Source organism: Paenibacillus illinoisensis NBRC 15959, from assembly GCF_004000925.1.
Taxonomy (GTDB): Bacteria; Bacillota; Bacilli; order Paenibacillales; family Paenibacillaceae; genus Paenibacillus; species Paenibacillus illinoisensis.
Map to the genome: position 1 here is coordinate 96,213 of NZ_BIME01000008.1, position 24,613 is coordinate 120,825.

Annotated in this window: 14 protein-coding genes; 12 read left to right on the top strand and 2 right to left on the bottom strand. The window is 49.5% G+C overall.

The window, feature by feature from the left end; translation table 11 throughout:
- The first annotated feature begins 273 nt into the window (after positions 1-273).
- The 9 genes from PIL01S_RS19325 to dnaI all read left to right on the top strand — a co-directional run bounded on the left by PIL01S_RS19325 (position 274) and on the right by dnaI (position 17,925).
- Complete coding sequence (locus PIL01S_RS19325; RefSeq protein WP_127538935.1) at positions 274-1,746, top strand: ABC transporter substrate-binding protein; 1,473 nt, start codon at positions 274-276, stop codon at positions 1,744-1,746.
- A gap of 78 nt (positions 1,747-1,824) precedes the next feature.
- Entirely contained in the window at positions 1,825-2,754 is a 930-nt protein-coding gene (locus PIL01S_RS19330) for an ABC transporter permease (RefSeq protein WP_127538936.1), read from the top strand.
- 84 nt (positions 2,755-2,838) lie between these two features.
- Positions 2,839-3,693, top strand: a complete 855-nt coding sequence (locus PIL01S_RS19335; protein WP_217506623.1) for a carbohydrate ABC transporter permease — start codon at positions 2,839-2,841, stop codon at positions 3,691-3,693.
- 33 nt (positions 3,694-3,726) lie between these two features.
- Positions 3,727-6,036, top strand: a complete 2,310-nt coding sequence (locus PIL01S_RS19340) for a glycoside hydrolase family 3 N-terminal domain-containing protein (protein WP_174818714.1) — start codon at positions 3,727-3,729, stop codon at positions 6,034-6,036.
- Positions 6,037-6,039: 3 nt separating this feature from the next.
- Positions 6,040-9,180, top strand: a complete 3,141-nt coding sequence (locus PIL01S_RS19345) for an alpha-mannosidase (protein ID WP_127538937.1) — start codon at positions 6,040-6,042, stop codon at positions 9,178-9,180.
- Positions 9,181-9,474: 294 nt separating this feature from the next.
- Positions 9,475-10,794 carry a glycoside hydrolase family 125 protein gene (locus PIL01S_RS19350; RefSeq protein ID WP_127538938.1) on the top strand — a complete coding sequence of 440 codons (1,320 nt, stop codon included), beginning with the start codon at positions 9,475-9,477 and terminating at the stop codon, positions 10,792-10,794.
- Positions 10,791-13,958 carry a beta-galactosidase gene (locus tag PIL01S_RS19355; protein ID WP_127538939.1) on the top strand — a complete coding sequence of 1,056 codons (3,168 nt, stop codon included), beginning with the start codon at positions 10,791-10,793 and terminating at the stop codon, positions 13,956-13,958. The genes PIL01S_RS19350 and PIL01S_RS19355 overlap by 4 nt, the downstream gene beginning before the upstream one ends.
- Positions 13,959-13,961: 3 nt before the next feature.
- Complete coding sequence (locus PIL01S_RS19360) at positions 13,962-16,745, top strand: alpha-mannosidase (protein ID WP_127538940.1); 2,784 nt, start codon at positions 13,962-13,964, stop codon at positions 16,743-16,745.
- Positions 16,746-16,974: 229 nt separating this feature from the next.
- Positions 16,975-17,925, top strand: coding sequence for a primosomal protein DnaI (gene dnaI / locus PIL01S_RS19365; RefSeq protein WP_127538941.1), 951 nt, complete (start codon positions 16,975-16,977; stop codon positions 17,923-17,925).
- Positions 17,926-18,022: 97 nt separating this feature from the next.
- Here the strand turns inward: dnaI and PIL01S_RS19370 are convergent, their stop codons facing one another.
- A complete protein-coding gene (locus tag PIL01S_RS19370) occupies positions 18,023-18,178 on the bottom strand; it encodes a YqzM family protein (protein ID WP_095292061.1) in 156 nt (51 codons plus the stop codon).
- Positions 18,179-18,442: 264 nt separating this feature from the next.
- On the opposite strand from PIL01S_RS19370, the gene trxA reads away from it, so the two are divergent.
- Both trxA and uvrC read left to right on the top strand, forming a co-directional pair.
- Positions 18,443-18,760 (top strand): thioredoxin, encoded by a 318-nt coding sequence (gene trxA / locus PIL01S_RS19375; protein WP_095292059.1) that lies wholly within the window; start codon positions 18,443-18,445, stop codon positions 18,758-18,760.
- 284 nt (positions 18,761-19,044) lie between these two features.
- Entirely contained in the window at positions 19,045-21,132 is a 2,088-nt protein-coding gene (gene uvrC, locus PIL01S_RS19380; protein ID WP_127538942.1) for an excinuclease ABC subunit UvrC, read from the top strand.
- On the opposite strand, the gene PIL01S_RS19385 is transcribed toward uvrC, so the two are convergent.
- Positions 21,101-22,798 carry a CPBP family intramembrane glutamic endopeptidase gene (locus tag PIL01S_RS19385; RefSeq protein ID WP_127538943.1) on the bottom strand — a complete coding sequence of 566 codons (1,698 nt, stop codon included), beginning with the start codon at positions 22,796-22,798 and terminating at the stop codon, positions 21,101-21,103. The genes uvrC and PIL01S_RS19385 overlap by 32 nt on opposite strands.
- Before the next feature lie 461 nt (positions 22,799-23,259).
- Between PIL01S_RS19385 and PIL01S_RS19390 the strand changes: the two genes are divergently transcribed.
- The gene (locus PIL01S_RS19390) at positions 23,260-24,600 is read left to right on the top strand and encodes a TrkH family potassium uptake protein (protein WP_127538944.1); all 1,341 of its coding nucleotides are present in this window, start codon (positions 23,260-23,262) and stop codon (positions 24,598-24,600) included.
- Positions 24,601-24,613: the final 13 nt, after the last annotated feature.

Here is a 24,613-nt window from a genome sequence, read left to right on the forward strand (position 1 = left end):
AGAAGATTCGATCTGCGGACTCAACGTATAAGAGACATTTCGGGAACAGCAGTGGCATGTGTAGAGATCAATGCCATATGTTACCCGTCATGTCTCTTTCATGTAAGCGATTTATTAAATCAGGGACAAAAACAAGAGTCAGGGAGAATATCTCTTTAATTTGTACCCCGAAAACTTAAGTTTATCTTCTTTTTGAAAATGCTTTCATTCGATAAGGTTATAGCAGTTAGTTTGTTAGTGCTTAAGGGAAAACGAAAAGGGAGGATCTAAACAATGCTTAAAAAAAGAAAAAGTTTTTCTCTCGTCCTGGCATTATTAATGGCCGTTACACTTGTACTTAGTGCCTGCGGTGGAAGCGAGAGTGCTTCGGAATCCGGCGGGGCTGGAGATGATTCAGTCGAACTAATCTGGTACACCATCGGTACCCCGCAAAAAGATGTGAACAAGGTCATGGAAGAAGTCAGCAAGTATACCAAGGAAAAAATCAATGCTACCGTAACCATGAAAATGGTCGATTGGGGTGACTATCCTCAAAAGATGCAGGTGAATGTGGCTTCCGGTGAGCCTATGGACATTCTGTTCACCTCTTCGGGGGGATTCGACTATGTTCAAAATGCGAGAAAAGGCGCGTTCTTGGAATTGGATGAACTGCTCCCCAAATATGGCAAGGATCTGATGGACACGATTGACCCGGCATTCCTCAGCGGTTCCAAAGTGGATGGTCATAACTACGGTATTCCAGCCAACAAAGAACTGCCGCAGCAAGAGGTATGGCGTTTCAACAAAACACTGCTCGATAAATACAACCTGGACATCTCCAATATCCGCACCTTGGACAGTCTTGAACCTTTGCTCAAAACAATCAAGGAAAATGAGCCAAGTGTGACGCCGTTTGCGATGGATAAAAACTATGTCCCTTACGTTCCTTATGACTATGTCATTCAAAATTTGCCTATGGCAATCAAACTAGACACGACGGATTACAAGCTCGTGAACATCCTGGAGACTCCTGAAATGAAGGAAGCGCTCACAACGATGAACAAATATTACAAAGCTGGCTATGTATCTGCAGAGGCAGCAACAACAGGATCAACCAACGACCTGACTACATCGGGCAACTGGTTCCTGGATCGCGCACAGACTCAACCGCTGGCCGACAATCAATGGTCTGCAAGTTATGGATATCCTGTCGTTTCCACACCGGCAAGTGATGCAATCATCACAAACACTTCTGTACAAGGATCCATCATGGCGATCTCCGCCAACTCCGAGTATCCGGAAAAAGCAATGGAATTCCTGAACCTGCTCAATACGGATCCAGTGCTGCGCAACATGGTGGACTCCGGTATCGAGGGCACTCACTACAAAAAAGTGGACGATACACACATGGAAAACCTGGCTGAATCGAAGAACTATGACATGCCTTCGTATTCCCTTGGTAACAACATGCTGCTCTATCTGAACAACAACGATCCGGATAACAAATGGGATGAGTTCAAGAAATTTAATGCTGAAGGCGTGAACTCCCCAATTCTCAGCTTCAACTTTGATGCAAGCAACGTTTCTACTGAATTGACAGCTGTACAAAACGTGAAAGAACAATACTGGGCCGCATTGATGACTGGTACGCTGGACCCGGCGACCAACTTGGATCAGGTCATTGAGAAGTTCAATCAAGCCGGTCTTGAGAAGGTAATGGCTGAAGCCCAAAGCCAGCTTGATGCCTGGAGAGCGGAAAATAAGTAAGGTTACATTCGTAGGATCGGGCGGCTGCATGTAGCGTCCGATCCTTTTTTTCATTAAAGCTTGAAGGAGGATATCCCAATGACTGCATTTTTGAAAAACCTGATAAGAAACCGAGTCATGCTGTTCATGGTGCTGCCTGGCGCCATCTGGTTCTTCTTCTTCTCTTATCTGCCCCTGGTGGGTACTGTAGCGGCATTCAAGGAATATCGCTTTAGTCGTGAGGGATTCTGGGCCAGCCTTGCGAAGAGCGAATGGGTGGGCTGGGACAACTTCAAATTCCTGTTCAGCAACAATGACGCGCTGCTGATTACCCGAAATACACTTCTGTATAACATCGCCATCATATTCTTGGGGTTAGTGTTCGCCGTAGGTTTGGCAATTCTACTCTCGGAACTTATTAATAAACGGCTCGCCAAAATATATCAAACAGGAATGTTCCTCCCATATTTCCTCTCCTGGGTCATTGTAGGTTACTTTGTGTTCAGTTTCCTAAGCATGGACCGGGGAATGTTGAATCAGATCATCGGCTGGTTCGGGATGGAACCCATCCAGTGGTATTCGGAAGCCAAGTATTGGCCGTACATTCTGATTTTCGTCGCACTTTGGAAAACGATCGGCTACAACAGTATCGTCTATCTGGCATCTATACTGGGCATTGACCGTTCGCTCTATGAAGCCGCAATGATTGACGGTGCGAGCAAATGGCAGCAAATTCGCAACATTACGATCCCACTGCTATCCCCAATCATCACGATTATGACACTTCTGGCTGTGGGCCGGATCTTCTACGCTGACTTTGGTCTCTTCTATCAAGTGCCGAGGGATTCGGGTACGCTCTATTCCGTTACGAACGTCATTGACACGTATGTATATCGCGGTTTGAAAACGAGCGGTGAGATTGGCATGAGTACCGCTGCCGGATTGTATCAATCGGTTGTGGGCTTTGTACTGGTTATCATCTCCAACTATGTGGTACGCAAGATCGATAAAGATAGCAGCTTATTCTAGGACAAGGGAAAGGAGTGAACCACTGTGGCTCAACTCGTAAAAAAACGCGATTTCCATCATGTATCCAGCGGCTGGAACATCATCATGAATATCATGGCCGGACTTTTCGCTCTGATCTGTGTGTTTCCTTTTATATTTGTCGTCATCATCTCGTTTACGGACGAAAAGGCATTGGCCCGTGATGGGTACCGCCTGATTCCGGCGGAATGGAGTCTCGCGGCATATCAATTTGTCTGGCAGAGCGGTGATACACTGCTGCGTGCGTATGGGGTTACCATTCTGGTCACGGTACTCGGGACAATCATCAGTTTGATCCTCATGTCCCTGTATGCCTATGCCATTTCCCGCAAGAGCTTCAGATATCGGAGATTTTTCTCCGTGTTTGCCATTTTGACCATGTTGTTCAACGGCGGGATGATCCCGACCTATATGGTCGTATCCCAACTGCTTGGATTGAAAGATACCGTGTGGGCATTGATTCTGCCGCTGGCGATGAATGCCTTCTATATTATGATTCTGCGTACGTTCTACTCCACCAGTGTGCCGGATGCGGTTATTGAATCCGCAAGAATTGATGGTGCCGGAGAGTTTTATACCTTTATGAAAATCGTAATTCCATTGTCCCTGCCGGGGCTGGCAACGATCGGGTTGTTCAGTACACTGGGTTACTGGAATGACTGGTTCAACGCACTCTTATACATTGATAATCCCAACCTGGTACCGCTGCAATCCATGCTGATGCGGATCGAGTCCAGCATTCAGTTTATTCAGCAGAACTCCGCCAACAGCTCCATGAGTCTGGCAGCCATGCAGTCCATTCCGCAGGATACTTCCCGGATGGCGATGGTCGTGCTTGCAACGCTGCCGATTATATTTGCCTATCCGTTCTTCCAGCGCTATTTCGTACAAGGTCTGACGGTTGGAGCGGTGAAGGAATAACCGGATCACTCTATAGGATTGGAGACTTTCAGGATGATGACATATAAGGACAAAAGCAAGCCCGTCGAAGAACGGGTGCAGCACCTGCTTGGCCTGATGACTACGGAAGAGAAGGTAGGCCAGCTCATTCAGCCTTTTGGCTGGCAGACCTATAGGAATGACAAGGGAAATATCACGCTGAATGGTTCCTTCAAAGAGCAGGTGGAAAACGGTGGCGTCGGCTCTCTCTATGGTGCCCTTCGGGCCGATCCCTGGACTGGCGTTACACTTGAAAATGGCCTATCCGCGAGAGAAGGCGCAGAAGCCGTCAACCTGATTCAGCGTCATGCTGTGGAGCATTCCCGACTGGGAATTCCGATCCTGATTGGGGAGGAGTGCTCTCACGGCCATATGGCCATTGATGGAACGGTATATCCCGTACCGCTTCTGCTCGGCAGCACTTGGAATGTGGACCTGTACCGAGAGATGTGCCAGGCCGTAGCCAGGGAAACGCGTGCCCAGGGTGGAGCGGTTACGTATTCTCCGGTACTCGATGTCGTGCGTGATCCTCGCTGGGGACGTACCGAGGAATGCTTTGGCGAAGATCCGTATCTCATTGGGGAACTGGCGGTAGCTTCTGTCGAAGGACTTCAGGGGGAAAGTCTTGACCGGGATGATGCAGTTGCTGCAACGCTGAAGCATTTTGTCGGTTACGGCAGCTCGGAAGGCGGACGCAATGCAGGACCTGTACACATGGGCTGGCGTGAATTGATGGAAGTGGATCTGTATCCATTCCGAAAAGCGGTGGAAGCTGGGGCAGCATCCATTATGCCTGCTTATAACGAAATTGATGGCACGCCTTGTACGGTAAATACGGAATTGTTGGATCGTGTTTTACGTGAAGACTGGGGCTTTGGGGGACTGGTCATTACGGACTGCGGCGCAATCAACATGCTGGCAGGCGGGCATGATGTTGCAGCGGATGGGCTCGATGCATCTGTTCAGGCCATTCAGGCAGGCATCGATATGGAAATGTCCGGTGAGATGTTTGGACAGTATCTGGTGCAGGCTGTTTCGGAGGGCAAGCTTGATGTGCAGGTTTTGGACCGGGCTGTCAGCCGCGTACTGGCATTGAAATTCAAACTGGGCTTGTTCGAGCAGCCTTATGTGGACGCTGACCGGGCCGCAGAAGTAATTGGCAGTGAGCAGCATATCCAGCTGGCACGGCAATTGGCAGCAGAAGGAGTGGTTCTGCTCAAAAATGAGCAATCCGCTCTCCCGCTAACGATAACAGGAGCTGGGCAGATTGCTGTCATTGGTCCGAATGCGGATCATGCCTACAATCAGCTGGGTGATTACACGTCACCGCAGCCCAAATCTAAAGTGGCAACCGTACTGGATGGTATTCGCTCCAAGCTCGCGGGGAATGAAGCTGTACGTGAGGTGCTTTATGCGCCAGGTTGCCGAATCAAAGGCGATTCCAGAGAAGGCTTCGAGCATGCCATTGAGATCGCCGGCAAGGCAGATACCGTCATCATGGTGGTTGGCGGTTCAAGTGCCCGTGATTTCGGCGAAGGAACGATCGACCTGAAGACAGGGGCATCCAATGTGTCCGATCATTCATGGAATGACATGGAGTGCGGCGAGGGTATCGACCGTATGACGTTAGGGCTTGCGGGAGTTCAGCTGGAACTCATTCAGGAAATTCACAAGCTCGGCAAAAAGCTGATTGTTGTCTACATCAATGGCCGTCCTATCACTGAACCTTGGGTGGATGAACATGCCGATGCCATTCTGGAGGCCTGGTATCCGGGGCAAGAAGGCGGGCATGCCATTGCAGACATTCTATTTGGCGATGTGAATCCATCGGGCAAATTGACGATTTCCATTCCGAAGCATGTCGGTCAGTTACCTATCTATTACAACGGCAAACGTTCCCGTGGCAAGCGTTATCTCGAAGAGGATCTGGAGCCTCGTTATTCATTTGGATATGGACTTAGCTATACCACTTTTGAATACAGCGAGCCGAAAGTCAGCAGGGCATCCATGACAGCTGGAGAATCAGTTATGGTATCGGTGGATGTGACCAATACAGGCCAGCGTAGTGGCGCAGAAGTGGTACAGATGTACATCACCGACGTGGTCAGCCAGATGACTCGCCCGGCCAAAGAGCTGAAAGGATTCACAAAAGTGAATCTGGCACCTGGTGAGACGCAAACGATTGAATTCCGTGTTGGTGCGGAGCAGCTGCAATATATCGGACGGCATTTGAAACCCGTGGTTGAACCGGGACTATTCCGTATTCATATCGGCAGCAGCGTAAACGACACACAAATGGCCGAGCTTACGGTAAGGGAGGCGTAAAACATGGAACGTATTAGACGATTTATTCGTGAACTGTCTGAACATCAGTGGCTGGAGCAGGTGGATCTACGCAGCTGGAACATCACCCGTGCTTATTATGACGTGCCGGGAAAATATGAGAATCAAGGGCCTTATCCGGAGGGAGAAGGCCTGGATCGTTTTCCAAGCACACAGGGGACCACCTACTTTTTTCGAACCCGTTTAGAAGTCCCTGCTTCCTGGCAGCATGCCCCATTCGGACTGTTGTTTCAATCGGGAGGAGAAGGCTTGCTGCGGGTGAATGGTCGTTCTTATCAGGGTCTGGATCGCAATCATACGTACGTTACGCTGGACCCGTCCAAGATTGGAGTTCATCCGGAGCTTGAAATCGAACTGTTCGATCCTGTACCTGAACCTGTTGATCCGTTGAACCAGCAGGCCGTTATTCAGCCGCCGATCACATCAATCACCAGTCTGCTGGTGAGACCGAACGAGGCGGTTCGCAGCCTGATGTATACGGTCATTATTGTACGCGATTCGGCCATACTGCTGCCCGAAAGCGACTTCCGGCGTGTACGTCTGCTGGAAGCCATCTATCGTGCGATGGATCAATTTGTCGGCATGACAGATGAAGAGATCAAGCGGGGGGAAGGCATTCGCCAGATTGAAGAGAGTTTAGCGAATCATGTGCGAGAGATTGGTGGTAACGCCGAAGGTCTTGAACATATGGTGGGACAGTCCCATATCGACATTGCCTGGCTGTGGCCTGTACGGGAGACCGTACGCAAGACAAGTCGTACATTCTCAACCGTGGATGCACTAATGAATGAGTATCCCGATTATGTGTACTCCCAGAGCCAACCTTTGTTGTACGCCTTTCTGAAGGAACATGATCCCGAATTGTATGCACGGGTGAAGCAGCGCATTGCAGAAGGACGCTGGGAACTGGTTGGCGGCATGTGGGTTGAACCGGATCTGAACATTCCGAGCGGGGAGTCGCTGATTCGCCAAATGTTATATGGCCAGCGTTTTTACATGGAGGAGTTCGGCAAGACGTCACAGATTGAATGGCTGCCGGATACATTCGGGTACTGTGCCTCCCTGCCTCAGATATTGAAGCATGGCAATGTGGACTATTTCATGACGACGAAGCTGGGATGGAACGATACCAATGTATTCCCGTACGATCTCTTTCACTGGGTTGGCATTGACGGTACACCGATCCTGTCTTATCTCAACCATGGTGTCAATGAACACACTTTACCGAAGGATATTCATGATCACTGGCAGTCCTACCGTGAGAAAGCAGCACATCCCGAGCACATGCTTCTATATGGGCATGGTGATGGTGGCGGCGGAGTAACCCGCGAAATGCTGGAGTACGTGGATCGTGCAGACTTGATGGTAGGGCAGCCTGCCAGTCGCTACAGTACAGCGGGAGCCTTTTTTGCAGGTATTGAAGCAGGGCAGCCTACACTTTCGGAATGGCACGGTGATCTGTACCTGGAACTGCATCGAGGCACGTACACGACACATGCACGCAACAAGCGCAACAATCGCAAAGCAGAGGTCCTGTACCGTGAAGCTGAGCTGTGGAACACACTTGCTCTGCCGGACATGGAGGCGCAGACAGAAGCTGAAGTCCGTTCGGCACTGCACGAGGGCTGGAAGCTGATTTTGCTGAATCAATTCCACGATATTATTCCAGGCTCAGCGATTACAGAGTCATACGTGACTTCGGATGAGGAATATGTACGAGTTTTTGAGTTAGGTAGAGCAGGGCTGAATCAAGGTGCTGCGGCATTAACGGCAGGTATTAACACAAAGGGTCCAGAAGGTTCAGCGGCCTATGTGGTGTTCAACAGCCTTGGCTGGAAGCGTAATGCAGTCATTCAGCTCCCCGTGCACGATGGCTTGGATCGTTATGCGGTAGATGTAGAAGGTCAGCACCTGCCAATGGATCGGGAAGATAACGCGATTTCGATTCTTGTGGATGACATTCCTGCGTTCGGGTATAAGACGATTTGGCTGGTGCCTGAAAATACTAGGGAAACGAATGCACAAGAAGTGACAAGCCTTGCCGGTCAACCGGTTTTTAACGATACATGGGATACGGCGTTTTATCATGTGGAGTTTAACAACCGAGGCGAGATTACTCGTCTGTGGGATAAGGCAGCAGAGCGGGAAATGCTGAAGCCGGGTGAACGGGGCAATCAATTCCACTTTTTCCACGACCGTCCGACGCTCTGGGATGCGTGGGATATTGACAGCCGTTATGAAGAACAGGTTGCCGGGGAAGTTGAGCTATTGGAGAAAAAGCTGGTGCTGGCTGGTACAACGAAGGACGTCCTGCGTTTCCGCTGGAAACTCCATCAATCGGAGATTACACAAGATATCGTCTTCTACCATGATTCACGTCGGATTGACTTCCAGACACAGGTGAGCTGGAACGAAAGTCACAAGCTCCTGAAAGTCGGTTTTCCAATCGATGTCGTAACCTCAAAGGCAACATACGAAATTCCTTTCGGCGCATTGGAGCGGCCAACGCACCGTAACACCAGCTGGGAACAAGCCCAATATGAAGTTTGTGGCCACCGGTTTGCGGATGTATCCGAATATGGATACGGCGTGAGTTTGCTTAATGACTGCAAATACGGATACGACGTACAGGGAAGCACCATTCGTTTATCCCTGCTTCGTGCACCGAAATGGCCGGACCGAACCGCTGATCTGGGAGAGCATGAATTCACGTATGCCCTGTATCCGCACGAAGGGGATTGGCGTACTGCGCATACGGTACGTCATGCTGCAGAGCTGAATCACGAGGTGACGGTACAGCAGGTGCTGCAGAGCACAGGGACTGAAGTTGATTCAACTGCAACTGCCTCACCTGCACGCCAGGCAACCGGAGCATGGATTGATTTGGATAGCGAACATGTCATTTTGGATACGGTTAAAATGGCAGAGGATGGACACGGCGCGATACTTCGTTTCTATGAATCTTCAGGCAAACGTGAACGTGTAACCTTGCAATGGCCACATGCCTTCGAGCAGGCCTATCTCTCCAACGCATTGGAAGAACCGGGTGAGCCTTTGGATATGACGAATGGTCAGATTACATTGACCTTCGCCCCTTACGAAATTAAAACCGTGCTGCTGCGGTAAACCTTTTTGAAAGATCTCAGAGCTATGCAAGATGAACTTAAACATTTACACGATAACGCAGAGTGCAGAAAGTATCCGAAGAAGCAAAGCGTTCGCCTAAAAGCTTTCTGAAGGAAAGCTACATCGGAAGCATACGCTATCCCCGGATTTACCCTTTGAAGAAGGGAATCAAAACATCCGGGGATAACAGCGATCGGAAGATGGTTCTGCAATCGTAGTGGCCATGTGTAAAAGTTTATGGGTTCATCTTATATAGCTACACCATTCAATACGTTTAAGGAGTTGCACTCATCCATGGAACAATTCAGATTACCCAAAATACCAATGCCTCCCGTTGCTGTGCCGCAATCCATTCAGGCAGTGCTCGAAGAGGCGGAACAGAAGCTGGCTCATCGACCGAAGCTGCTTCAATTATTCAAAAATTGTTTCCCTAATACAATAGAAACGACTACAAAATTGATGGACGATGGCACGACTTTTGTCATCACCGGAGACATCCCAGCCTCGTGGCTGCGTGATTCCGTGGAGCAGGTGGTGCACTACATTCCGTTTGCGAAGGAAGATGAGGACCTGCAGCGGATCATTGGCGGCCTGATCAAGCGCCACATCCAGTATGTTCATATTGACCCGTATGCCAATGCCTTCAATGAGACGGCCAATGACTGGCACTGGAACACGACGGACGAGACCGACATGTCGCCATGGGTATGGGAACGAAAATTCGAGATTGATTCGCTGTGCTTTGTTGTGAGACTGGCCTATCTATATTGGAAGGAAACGGAGCTAACCGACATTTTCGATTCCAGCTTCAAAGCAGCCATGCGCAAAATCGTGGACCTGTTCAAGGTGGAACAGCATCACATGGAGCAATCTCCATATCGCTTTACGCGCAATAACGGCATTCCAACAGATTCTCTGCGTAATCATGGGAAGGGCATGCCGGTCAATTATACAGGCATGATCTGGTCTGGCTTCCGTTCCAGCGACGATGCGTGCGATTTTCACTACAATATTCCGGGCAACATGTTTGCAGTCGTAGCTTTGCGCCAGATGCAGGAGTTTGCCGAGTGGGTGTTCCGGGATATGGCGCTGCTGCAGGAACTTAAGGATCTGGAACAGGACGTGGATCACGGCATTCAGCTGTACGGCATTTATCGTCATCCGGAATTTGGTCCCATCTACGCGTACGAGACGGATGGCTACGGCAATTACTGTCTCATGGATGATGCCGGTACACCGGGACTGATGTCCATTCCGTATCTCGGTTACGTCACAGCGGATGATCCGATCTATCAAAATACCCGCCGATTCGCCCTGAGCAAAGAGAACCCGTTCTATTATGAGGGCAAGGTTGCCAAAGGGATCGGCAGCCCGCACACACCACCGGATTACATCTGGCATATGGGTCTATCCATGCAGGGACTGACGGCACAATCTGCCGAGGAGAAGCTGGAGATCATTCGTATGCTGGAAGCGACAGATGCGGATACAGGTTATATGCATGAAGGTTTCCATGCGGATGATCCAACAATATTTACGAGAAAATGGTTTGCATGGTCCAACAGCCTGTTCTCCCAGTTGGTCTATAAATCGATGAAGGATGGCCTGTTATGAGTACACATGTGAAGGACAAAAAGCTGATTATCTTCGCTGATCCTGATTTTCCGGCAGAAGGCCAGCGGCCATCCCGCGAAGCTCTGGATACTTGGCAAGGGTCTCATGAGGTCATCGTTGTTAGCGCGTGCGAACTGGCTGAGGTGTTGAAGGCAGCAGCAGGCGAGGGCTGTCTGGTAAACCTGCATGCACCCTATTTTCCCAAATCGGCCTGGATGGAAATTGCAGCCTATCTGCATCAGGGAGGAAGCCTGATCAGTGTGGGTGGAGCACCGTTTAAGCGCCCTGTCCGGGATCAGGATGGAGCATGGGTTGTGGAGTCAGAGCAGACGGCGTATCACCAGGAGCTTTATATTCACGAGGCGCTGAACGTATCTTCAGCGAATATCCAAACGTACGCTTCCTCTGAACCCATTTCATTGCTTGCTGGCAAAGAGGGCTTGTTTGAGATTGCAGACACGTGGAATCTGGTCCCGCATACCACCAAGTCTAGTGATCTGCCTCACCAGATGGGTTCGGCAGGGCCGATGAGCACGCAGATCTATCCGTTACTTTGCGGAGTGAGTAAGGATGAACGCAGCATTGCCGCTCCGGTTGTCCTGTGGGAGAACTCCCGCAGTACATTTGCTGGTTCACGCTGGATGTTTGTGAATCTGCCGCTGGCCGCTTCATTCTGGGAGCAGGACGGTGCTAATGAGGTTGTGAAGTGGGCACAATTCTGTGCCAAAGGGGTTACTGAATTGTCGCTCAAGCCTAACTATGCCACGTACGAACCAGGTGAACGGGCTGTACTTACCCTTCAAGGACAGATTTTACAGCGCGCGGGTGACAGACGTACAGCTTCCGAGTTGTGGACGTTTGATCTGACTGTTGAACGGGAGGATCGGGCAGGCACAGCTGAGAAGGTATGGAGCCATAAGCTGCAGATGGAGCTTACCGTAGAACAGCAGTTTGTACGCCTCCCTCTTCCGGTTTCAGTAGAAAGCGGGCTGTACCGAATCGTATGTCTTGCGCAAGCACCTGACGGTGAAGTTCGGGTCTTGCGCCAAGGCTTCTGGGGCCAGGATGACGCATTGCTTGCAGAAGGTGAAGTCATCACTCGCAGCAGAGACTACTTTGTAAAAGAAGGACGACCTCTCCCTGTTGTGGGCATGACGTACATGACCTCGGACGTAGCCCGGAAATTTCTGTTTCTGCCGAATGCCGACGTTTGGGATCGGGACATGGCACAGATGGCGAAAGCGGGCATTAACTGGATTCGGACCGGAATATGGACGGCATATCGCAATATGATGCAGGTGGACGGACACATGGCAGAGGATGTGCTTCGCGCGATTGATGCCTTCCTGTTAACGGCGAAGCGCCACGGCCTGCAGGTCACGTTCACATTCTTTTCCTTTACGCCTGAAACGTGGGAAGGAACGAATCCGTATCTGGATCCGCAAAGTGTCGAGGCACAGAAGCGTTTCATCCGCAGCATCGTCAGCCGGCATACACACACCACCCATGTGGATTGGGATCTGATTAACGAGCCATCGATGTTTGATCCGGTGCGCATCTTCTCGGCTGGCCCGCGCTCAGCCAGGGATTCACACGAACAGCAGGCTTTTGTGAAATGGCTTGAGCAGCGTCATGAAACCATTGAAGCGCTGCAGGAAGCATGGAACATGTCACCGAAGCAGCTTCCGAACTTTGCAGCAGCAGTCATTCCGGAACCGGAAGAGATTAACTTTGATGTACAGGACATGCATAAGGCGAAAAAAGGAACCCGCTGGCTCGATTATTGTCTCTTCTCCATGGAGATGCACAATGTTTGGGCAAGAGAGCTCGTAGGTACGATCAAGGATCTCGTGCCGAATCATCTCGTTACCGTAGGGCAGGACGAAGCTCTGGGTGCACAGCGTCCTTCACCGTTTTTCTATGAACGTGAAGTGGATTATACCACCGTGCATTCCTGGTGGTTGAACGATGATCTGATCTGGGACGGCATTTTCACCAAAACTCCGCATAAACCGAATCTAATTCAAGAGACGGGCATCATGTATGTGGAGACCCCGGATGGACGTGCCAAGCGCACGGAAGAAGAGCTTCGCAGCATTCTTGAACGGAAGTATGCCTATGCATTCTCCACAGGTGGTGCCGGAGCAGTGCAATGGATCTGGAATACCAACTTCTATATGGATAATGCCAATGAATCTCATATTGGAGCCCTCCGTGCAGATGGTACAGAGAAGCCTGAAGCGGATGTATCCTATGACTTTGGCCGCTTCATGCAGAAGGTGCGTGATCTCTTCGAGGATCGTGAGCTGGAGGAGATTGCGGTCGTGTTCCCGTATTCCAATGACTTCTCCAACCGTTCCCTTGCGTATGATGCAACAACCAAGCTTACGCGTGTGATGTCCTATGATCTGAAACTGCCATTCCGTGCCGTATCCGAATATCATTTGGAAGCACTGGAGCAGCAGCCGCCCAAGCTGATTATCGTGCCGAGTCCACACAATATGGATAATGATGCATTGCTTCAGTTGCTTGCATTCACGGAGAAGGAAGGCGTATGTCTGCTGATCACTGGACCACTGGGACTGGACGCGTACTGGAAGGCCAGTGACCGGGCCGATCACATTGTGGGTAAACGCAGTTTGGGTAATGTGCAGCGTGAAGAACTGCTGAATATCAATGGGGTGAATCACCGGGTAACATATGGCCGGCGTCGTATTGCTGAGGTGGCTAAAGAGACGCTGCTTCATCAAGATCATGACACTCCAGATGGAGTGACTGTTCTGCCATGGGGGAAAGGAAAAATTATGTGGACCCCGCTGCCGCTCGAGCTTAACGGACGGGATGAGCCGCTGGCGGACCTGTATCGTTATGCGGCCGAAACGGCTGGCATCCATAAGGAGTTGGAATGGGTATCTGGAGGAGAAATCGCAGGAATCTATGGCCGGAAGCTCAGTTTTCCAAAAGGAAATCTATATGTATTTGTGTCAGAGTCTTCACTCCATCACAAGGTTCAAGTCAGAGATACTCGCACTGGCGTATCCTATGAATTCAAATTGGAGAAAAATCGGTCCGTGCTGTTTGCCACAGATGCTGCAGGAAAGCTGCATACGGTGTATCGCCCGGAAGAAGTTGAGATTGTACAACAAAATGGAGAGGTGGGCTAACGCATGACGGAACAAAAGGATAAACCAAAAACCAAAAGAGCCCATATCATTTCGCACACTCACTGGGATCGGGAATGGTACCTGCCCTATGAGAAGCACCATATGCGGCTCGTTCAACTGGTGGATTCACTGCTGGATGAGCTCGATGAGGGAGCAGACTACAAAAGCTTTTATCTGGATGGACAAACGATCATTATCGACGATTATCTTCAGGTCCGTCCGGAGCAGAAGGAGCGACTGGAGAAGCATATCCGTAATGGCCGGATCGTGATTGGGCCATGGTATATTTTGCAGGATGCGTTCCTTACCAGTGGTGAAGCCAATGTACGCAATATGCAGGTTGGGCATCGGGATGCGAAGCGTTACGGCACGCCCTCCAAGATCGGTTATTTTCCCGATACGTTCGGGCTGGTTGGACAGACGCCGCAGCTTATGCTGCAATCTGGCATCGATAACGTCTTTTTTGGAAGAGGCGTGAAGCCTACAGGCTTCAATAATACCGTATCGGATGCAGGATACGAATCCAGCTTCTCCGAGCTGATGTGGGAAGGGCCGGATGGATCGAAAGTGCTTGGTGTGCTGTTTGCCAACTGGTACTCCAATGGTAATGAAATTCCGGTAGATGAGGCTTCAGCTCGCAAGTTCTGGGAAACCAAACTGGCAGATGCCGAGAAATATGCCTCCACCAATGAGCTGCTGTATATGAACGGTTGTGATCACCAGCCTATTCAGCGGGATCTGCCTGAGGCGATCCGAATGGCCGAGCAATTACATCCCGATATTGAATTCGTTCACTCCAACTTTCCGGATTATCTGACGGCCCTGAAAGAATCATCGGAACATGAGCTGTCCACGGTAAAAGGAGAGCTGCGCAGCCAGCGTACCGATGGCTGGGGTACATTGGTGAACACCGCCTCGGCACGGGTTTATCTGAAACAGATGAACCAGCTTGGTCAAGCCATGCTGGAAAAGGTGGCTGAGCCACTGACATCCTACGCCCATCTTCTTGGGCATGCTTATCCGCATGATCAGCTGACATATGCCTGGAAAACGCTGATGCAGAACCATCCGCATGACAGCATCTGCGGCTGCAGTGTGGATGAGGTTCACCGCGAGATGGTCACTCGATTCGAGAAGAGCCGTCACGTCGCTGAAGCCATGATTGAAGAGAGCACAAGTCAGATTGCTGCTTCGGTGGATACCTCAATCTTTGCCAGTTACGGTGAGGATGCGCGGCCGCTGATCACGTTTAATACGACAGGCTGGGAGCGCAGCGGCATTGTTCAGATCGAACTGGATGCGGCTCGTATCTACTTCCGTGATGGAATTTCATTAGAGGGTATGGCTGCCCAAATGAACAACGTAGACCTGTCCGGTCGTGTCCTCGTTGACGAAAAAGGAGCGCACATTCCGTGTACAGTAGAAGATCTGGGCCTGCAGTTCGGTTATGATCTGCCGGATGACCGATTCCGTCAGCCGTACAGCTGCCGCCGGGTCAGAATTACATTTGAAGCTGAGAACGTGCCAGCGCTTGGATTGAAGGCATATGCTTGGGTTCGCAGTGAAGCTCAGGATGATTCTGTTTCGAATGGCACTGCACTGCGCAGTGGTGAACGTAGCCTGGAGAATCAATATGTTGCCGTTACAATCGCAGACAATGGCTCCTTTACACTGAAGGATAAACGCACAGGACGTACGTACCAAGACCTTGGCGTGTACGAAAATGTTGGGGATATCGGTAACGAGTATATGTTCAAGCAGCCGGAGAATGAAGTTGCCTTGACGACGAAAGAATTAACTGCCGGCATACAGATCATAGAAGATACGCCGTACCGTGTCTCCTACGAAATCATACATGATTGGGAAATTCCGGCTTCGGCGGATGAGGTGCTGGATCGTGAACAACGTGAGCTCATCTATTACCCGTATCGCAAGGCACAGCGTTCCAAACAAACGGTCACACTGCGTATTCGCACAGTATTGTCGTTAAGTCGCAGCGGAAAAGGAGTTCATGTGCAAACCACGTTCAACAATCAGGCGAAGGATCACCGTGTACGTGCCCTGTTCCCAACCGATCTGGCGACTGCGGTTCACCATGTGGATTCCATGTTTGAGATTGCTACTCGTGATAATGTACCCGCACCGGAGTGGCAAAATCCAAGCAATACACAGCATCAGCAAAGCTTTGTGGATGTGAGTGAAGAACAGGCTGGACTGGTCGTAGCCAATCTGGGACTGAATGAATATGAAGTTCTTCAGGATGGGCGCAATACGATCGCCGTAACGCTGCTCCGTGCCGTAGGGGAGCTCGGGGACTGGGGATTGTTCCCGACACCGGAAGCACAATGTCTGGGGGAGCATTCGTTCCAGATGGAGATCATTCCGCATGATGGAAGCGGTGCATCATCAGATGCATACATCGAGGCTTACCAGTTCCAGGTTCCATGGACGCTGGTTCAAACGGATGTTCACTCAGGAACGCTGTCATCAACGCATACCCCATTTGCATGGCAAGGAGAAGGCTTGGCATTCTCCTCACTGAAAGTGAATGAGGAATCAGGTGATCTGATGATGCGCTGGTATAATATGAAGCCGGACACATCTCTGCTGAGTTTGGCTGCGACCGAATGGAATACGAATGAAGTAGCATACAAGAGCAATATTTTGGAGGAGAAGGGCGAGAAACTCGTATCCTCTTCAAATGTTTCTACTAAACTATTCAGCGGCAAAGAATGGTCCATCCCGGCAGGACCTTGCGAGATTGTTACGGTAGGGCTTCCTCGTTAAAGGAATCACCCTGAGAGCAGGCAGGTACTGTCATCCACACCATTCGCGATACGATGTGTCACGAAGGAGATCGTTTTTTCCAGACGGAACATGTTGAGTTATGCCCCGAGTTTCTATAGAATGAACAATAGAATTGCAATCGATCGAAGGAACCTTTGCCGTCATCATGGTTATTGGTAAAATTCAGGTGGTTCATTCTATATTGAATACATTAAGGGGGCTTGAAGCCATGGAATCCTTGGGAGGACTGCTTCAGCAGCTTAATCCTTCCTTTCGTGAGCAGTCGCGGCGAATTGCGGCGGAGCTGATGGATGATCCGTACGTACGCGAATTCCGAGCAGGTCACCCGGAACTGAAAGATGCGCAGCTCATGACCGATCTGAGCAAGCTGTATCAGTATGCCCGAGATTCGAAAAACTGTGCGAATTGTCCGGGGCTGGATAACTGTCCTAACGATTTCCAGGGTCACTTTTGCAAACTGGAAGTAGAGCATTTTAACGGTAAACCCGAAATTATAGATAAAAAAGCTCCGTGTTCCAAACATATTGCCAGGCAAAATGAGCATGTGATCAAGAAGAGAATCCGCAGCTTCTATGTGGACGAGCGTGCGCTTAGTGCAGGATATAACGATGTGGAAATTATGGGCAAGGATCGGATGCGGGCTCCGGCGGTAAACCAGGTTCTGCGTTATATCAATGACACGAAGGAGAACGGATTATCTCCGCAAGGACTGTTTCTTGAGGGATCATTTGGAACAGGCAAGACGTTTCTGATGTGCTATTTGTTACACGAATTAGCCGTTGCGGGATACACAGGGGTCATTATCTACATGCCTGACTTTGTGGAGGATCTGAAATCCATGATCACGGATGGGCAGAAGCTGAAGGAAACGACAGATATACTCAAAAGCTGTGATCTGCTCATCTTCGATGATATAGGCGCAGAGAATCTGAATCCTTGGGTTCGGGATCATGTGATGGGTTCCATTTTGAACTACCGCATGAATCGGAAACCGACGTTCTACACGTCCAACTACAATCTGGATGGGCTGGAGAAGCATCTTAGCTTTACGAGCAGGGATGGCGAGGAAATGAACAAGGGGCAGCGTCTGATGGATCGCATTCGTCCGTTTGTTGACGTCGTTTCTGTTCGTGGAGAGAATCAGCGAGGCAAGCGATAATTTTTATATTCATACGGTAAGTAGTCCACAAAAAAGCCTGGTTTTTCGCGGTAGTCGCGGAAACCGGGCTTTTTTGGTCCTGCGCGGGCCTGACATCCTATTCGGTCAGGAATTTGAAGATGACCATGCCGAAGAAGATGACTGTCATCAGGCCACCCATGCCGGCAACACCCGCAATCAGATCGAATAGATCGTTACGGGGCTCCTCATTCACATGTTCACGCGGGTCGCTGATCCGCACATTTGCGTCCATGGTATTGCCTCCTTATGTGGATCAACAGCTTGCCCTTCCAGGGAGCTGAAGCCCGGAGTAATTTTAGTATACTTGGAAAAGAAAGCGTTTGTAAAGATTTAGCAGCAATCGTGTCAAGATGACCAATTGTGAAGATTTGATGGTGGAGAGATGAACATTGCACGTTCATTTCACAAGTTTAGATGACCTGTGTTATACTGGAAGTGTCGTTCACGACGTTACAGGTTAAAATAAACCGTAAGTATATATAAGGAGGACAATTTCATGGCTATTGTTAACGTATCCGATCAATCCTTTAACGCTGAAGTCGAAGGAGAAGGAACGGTTCTTGTTGATTTCTGGGCGCCTTGGTGCGGTCCTTGCAAAATGCTCGCTCCAATCCTGGAAGAGCTGTCCACCGAAGTTGGCGATGCAGTGAAAATTGCCAAAGTCAACGTTGACGAAAATCCGGAATCCGCTTCCCGCTTCGGCGTAATGAGCATTCCGACATTGATCTTCTTCAAAGACGGCCAACCGGTTGATAAAGTGGTTGGATTGAACTCGAAAGAAGCACTCAAAGGAATCATCGAGAAACACCAATAATTCACTAGGCTAACAGATACGCCTCCGGTTTATGCGCCGGGGGCGTTTTGCGTCGAATATCTTTTTATAGGACAATATAAAAGTAATCATTATTTTACACTTATAATGTAGAGTACAGAACCGATTCGAAGAAGCGGAGCGCTCGCATTTATCACCGGATTTCCCCATGCAAGTGGGATCAAAGAAATCTGGGGATAACGGCGATCGGAGAACGGTACTGTAATCGGAATGGTCTAGTGTAACCGTTGATTATACTTTTTTCGGAAGGGAGGACCCACCGAATTATGGATGAATTCATCAATGTTCTGCAAGAACAGGAGCAGGCCCTGGAGCAGATACGGCACAAGCTGGCGCTGCTGCCTGATATGCCTGGCTGTTATTTGATGAAAAACAGTGAAGGTACCATTATCTATGTAGGTAAGGCCAAAGTGCTGAAAAACCGTGTACGCTCTTATTTTATTGGCAGTCATAACGGAAAGACGCAGCGTCTGGTATCCGAAATCCGCGATTTCGAATACATTGTAACCGGCAGCAATATGGAAGCACTCATCCTGGAGTGTAACCTCATCAAAAAACACATGCCGCGTTATAACGTTTTGCTCAAGGATGACAAAACCTTTCCTTATCTTAAAATTACGAATGAAAAGCATCCCCGGCTCGAAGTGACCCGGCGTGTGCTGAAAGATAAAGCCAAGTACTTTGGACCCTATCCGAACTCGTACGCGGCACACCAAACGAAAAAGCTACTCGACCGCATGTATCCGCTGCGCAAATGCGGCGTAATGCCGAAGGAAGTCTGCCTGTATTACCACATGGGACAATGTCTAGCTCCCTGTGTGAAGGAAGTAGGCAAGGAGCAATATGACCAGATTTCCCAAGAAATCGGTTCATTCCTGAGCGGAGGTCACGAAGAAATCAAGAAGGATCTGCAGCGCAAAATGCAGGAAGCCGCAGAGGATCTGTATTTCGAACGTGCTAAGGAACTGCGGGACCAGGTCATAGCGATTGATGCCATGATGGAAAAACAGAAAATTACGATGGCAGATGCCAGAGACCGCGATGTGTTTGGGTTCGCCATTGATAAGGGCTGGATGTGCGTCCAGATTCTATATATGCGTCAGGGTAAAATGATTGAGCGCCATGTATCGACGTTTCCGTTTTATGGCGAAGCGTACAGTGACTTTATGTCCTACGTGACACAGTATTATAGCGATAATCCGGCACTGCCGCAGGAGATCTTGCTGCCTGAAGTTCCGAAAGAACTGGTCGCTGGAGAACAGGCGGACAACGCTGAAGTTATGGCTGCGGATGTGCCGGCAGCTGTGGCGTCGGAATCGGATCCATTGTCGTTAGTATTAGATGATGTTTCTGCTGAACCACAAGTTGCGGAATCCCGTGCAGCTTATGGGGAAAACCATGCTTCTGAAGAGTCTGAAGCAGAAACGGCAATGGCTCAGGAAGTATCCGATCAACAGGAGGATACGGCTGCGGATTCTAACCGCCCTGGATTGGAAGACCCGTTCCAGGCTGCGGCGGCTCTGCAGGAATGGCTGGAGATCAAGGTGCACATCCCGCAGCGCGGGTTGAAACGCCAAATGATCACCATGGCTGTGGATAACGCACGTGTGGCCTTGGAAGAGAAATTCCGTCTGATTGAGCGTAACGAAGAACGTACGTCCAAAGCATCCGAGGGTCTTGGGCGCTGGATCGGTCTGGATCAACTGCGCCGGATCGAGGCGTTTGATAACTCCAACATTCAGGGAACCAATCCGGTGTCGGCGATGATTGTATTTACCGATGGCAAGCCGGACAAGAAAGAATACCGTAAATATAAGGTTCGTTCAGTAGAAGGACCCGATGATTACGAAACGATGCGTGAAGTCATCCGCAGACGCTATGAGCGGGTATTGAAGGAAAACCTGCCCCAGCCTGACCTGATCGTTGTGGATGGCGGAAAAGGGCAGATTTCGGCTGCTGTGGATATATTGGAGAATGAACTGGGTTTGTTTATTCCCGTGTGTGGTCTGGTGAAAGACGCCAAGCACAAAACTTCTCAGCTCATGATTGGCAATCCGCCGGAAGTTATTTCACTGCCGCGGGACAGCCAGGAGTTTTATCTGCTTCAACGTATTCAGGAAGAGGTTCACCGCTTTGCCATCTCGTTCCACCGGGAGCAGCGCGGCAAGTCCATGGTCACTTCTCGTCTGGATTCGATTCCTGGCATCGGCGAGAAGCGTCGTAAACTGCTGCTCAAGCATTTTGGTTCTTTGCGCAAAATAAAAGAGGCCAGCGTCGAAGACTTCCGGCCTCTATCTATCGGTGATAAACTAGCTAATCAAATTATTGCAGCACTTCGGGATGAGGAGTCGTAACATACGGCTTCTCTTTTTTTTGTGGATTCCATTTGTAAATCACATAACCAACGATGGCTGGAAGCACAATCCAGAAGATTCCTGCGGAGATATTCATTGCGTCACCCATAAAGATCAGGCTGAGTCCCATCAGCAGGCTGTCGAAGATGACATGGCTGAACACAACCGCGATAAAGCCGTGGCGAAGCATGACCAGGCTGAACAGCAAACCGATGACCATAAGCTCAATGGGGCGTGTGATAACCGGGTAGATTGGATAAAGTGTATGTCCAAGTGCCCAGATCAACGTTGGAATCAGACAGGCGATGAAGGTATTGCGCACGATTTTCTGCATCATGCGAATCCCGAACAGCCGGTACACCGTTTCCTCTCCAATGCCGGCCATCCAAGCCATGATGGGAAAGATCCATGCATATGACATGTTGTAAGTCGATTGGTCTGCCGAGGTGGTAGACCAGCTTCCTATGCTTCGTTCCAGAATGAAGAACAGGATGGATTGAACGCCAAGCAAGATAAACGCCCACAGGTACCCTGCATACATGCTGTGAAGGACATATTTGCCGTATCCGGGCTCTTTTGCACGCGGCCAAGGATTTAGTCCGATTTTGCGCCACATGCCGTCTCCAGCAACGAGTGAGAGGTAGATCGTGGCACTCATGACCAGAGTGATCCCCGTCTGCATGAGCATCAGGAAGGCCAGCATGAAGCTGGACAGGCCCTGTGCCTGAAACAGTGGAATCATGTTTAGTGTACCAATAACGGATGCGGTGAAGTACACCAGGGACAGAATAATCCCGCGTTTAAATGACGTATGCGCCCGGGTGAGAATGCTGTAGATAATTGCCAGCACACCAAGCACGAAGGTTAGGAATGCATAGCCTCCATAAGTCATCCAGTTGGCCTGACGAGTTTGATCCTGTACATAATTGATATGCTCGTCTGGAACCGAGAAGACCGATTCGAAGGAGCGGACCGCTCCGTTTTCAAAGGTAAAATTCAGTTCCAGCTTGGAATCACCGATCTGCTTATCCACATCCGTGTAGGTTAATCCACCTTCACCTTCTCGGGTATCCAGCTGAAGTTTTGGGGCGTCATAGCCGAATTCGGCAAGAATTCCGGAAGCTAGCTGCTCCTTTTCGTCCAATGGGATATTGCCCTCGGCGAGCTGAATCGTGGCATTGCGTTTGTTCTTGTCCTGCTCAACCTCAGCGGATGCATACAGGGAAGAAGGTAGTTCTCGTTTGAAACCAACAACTTTGCCAGTTCTCATATGTACGTCCACATTCAAATAACCGCCGTTGTCCTCATCAGGCAAACGAACGCGAAACACATCGTAGGGATAGGTTGCTTCCCATTTTTGATTATACGAATCAAGCTGTTTGGTTTTGGCCATGTATCCATAGATATCGGAATGGGTCTGATAGGTGACCAGTGTCTTGCCGTTATCCGAAGGAAGGGTGTAATTGGCTATGGAGGCTGCAAATGATCGTGCGGATTGGGTTGCCTGTTCCTTGCTTATAAAAGATGTAGACGGAATATCCGTGGTTTGTGATGAAGTAGCAGGGAAGATCTGAAAGACAAAAAACAAAATCAGGCCAATCGCCGCCAGCAACCCTAAACGCTTGAAGTTAGCTTTGAGTACCAAAGGCTGCCCTAAGGGGTTCATGTAATGGTGTTCCTCCTTTATTAATTTGGATATTAAAGTAAAGATAGCACAGGCCGAACCCTGAATGCCAATGATGAAACGAAAAGACGTGCAAATCCCTGAAAATGAATGAAAATGATCGAATGAATCTGATCTATTCATTGATATATCTGAGTTTTTCCCTTTTTGCCGGAATTCGATCCTATTTACACAAAAATCGTTTTGTCTGCAACAGCCGCAGCGCTTATAATTTTGAAACAAATGTGCAATATTTGCATGTCTTTAGCCTTGCAAGGGAACGAATAAGAGGATTCCAACCTTAATGCATATGTGGTTATGACTACAATCATACATGTTTATATGCTCCGATCGGAGCTTATCCAAGATTTAGTGTGTTGGCCCTGTGCCAAGGATAAGTGATTCGGAGAAAGGCTCCACAATGTGGGGTCATTTTCTTTTTGGCAGAGGTGGATGATACACAAGTGAAACTGAATAATCAATGGGTGCGGCTATCGCCCCCACGTATTCTTGTCTTGGGATTTGCGGGAATTATCCTGCTCGGAACATTGCTTCTCATGCTTCCGGTTTCCAGTCGCAGCGGGGATAGTCTTCCCTTTATTGATGCATTATTCACGGCTACATCGGCGGTCTGTGTTACCGGTTTGGTTGTTGTGGACACGGGTACTCACTTTACTGTACTGGGTCAGGTGATTATTGCTGTTCTGATTCAAATCGGTGGTCTTGGCTTCATGACCATGTCCACGCTGGTGGCCATTGCGTTTAAGCGGCGGATTTCACTGCGGGAGCGATTGATCTTGCAGGAAGCGATGAACCAGAGCACGATGGAAGGCATTGTGCGGCTTATCCGCAAGGTCGTGGTCTACTCGCTCATTTTGGAAGCCGTATGCGGCACGCTATTTGCAATCCGCTGGTCATTCGACATGCCTGTCGGAAAGGCGATTTATTACGGATACTGGCATGCCATCTCGATGTTCAATAATGCAGGGTTTGATATGTTTGGCGACTTCCGCAGTCTGACCGGGTATGTTTATGATCCACTTGTGAATTTTACGGCGATGTTTTTGATTGTGGCTGGAGGCATTGGCTTTGTCGTTTTATCCGATCTGGTGGATTATCGTAAAACGCGCAAACTTTCGCTTCATTCCAAGGTGGTGCTGCTAACCACAGGTTTGCTGATTGGATTCGGTGCACTGGTCATTTTTGTGTTTGAATACAGCAATCCACAGACATTGGGCAGCTTGAACTGGGGTGGCAAAATTCTCGGTTCGTTTTTTCAATCGGTAACCCCGCGAACGGCTGGAGCTAATACGCTGGATATTGCCGGTCTCAGACAGGCAACGCAGTTTTTCATTATTATTTTAATGTTTATCGGGGCTTCTCCAGGTTCCACCGGAGGCGGGATCAAAACGACAACTTTTATGATCATGATTGGTGCTGTCATCGCGATGATGCGCGGCAGAGAGGATATTGTTTTTTTCAGATATCGGCTGCAACAGGAACGTATTTTCAAGGCACTGACAGTTACGCTTCTTGCGCTGCTGCTCATCATTGCCGTTACCATGCTGCTCACCATGACGGAAGATAGCGGTTTTCTCATGATTTTATTTGAAACGACATCGGCCTTTTCTACCGTCGGATTATCAATGGGATTGACGCTGAAGCTGACCACATTCGGAAAGCTCATGATCTGTTTTATGATGTTCGCAGGCCGACTTGGACCGATTACGCTGGCGTATGCACTTGGACAGAAAAAGGGTAAGGAACTGTATAAGTATCCTGAAGGAAAAATGATTATTGGATAGGGGTTCGTGAAGA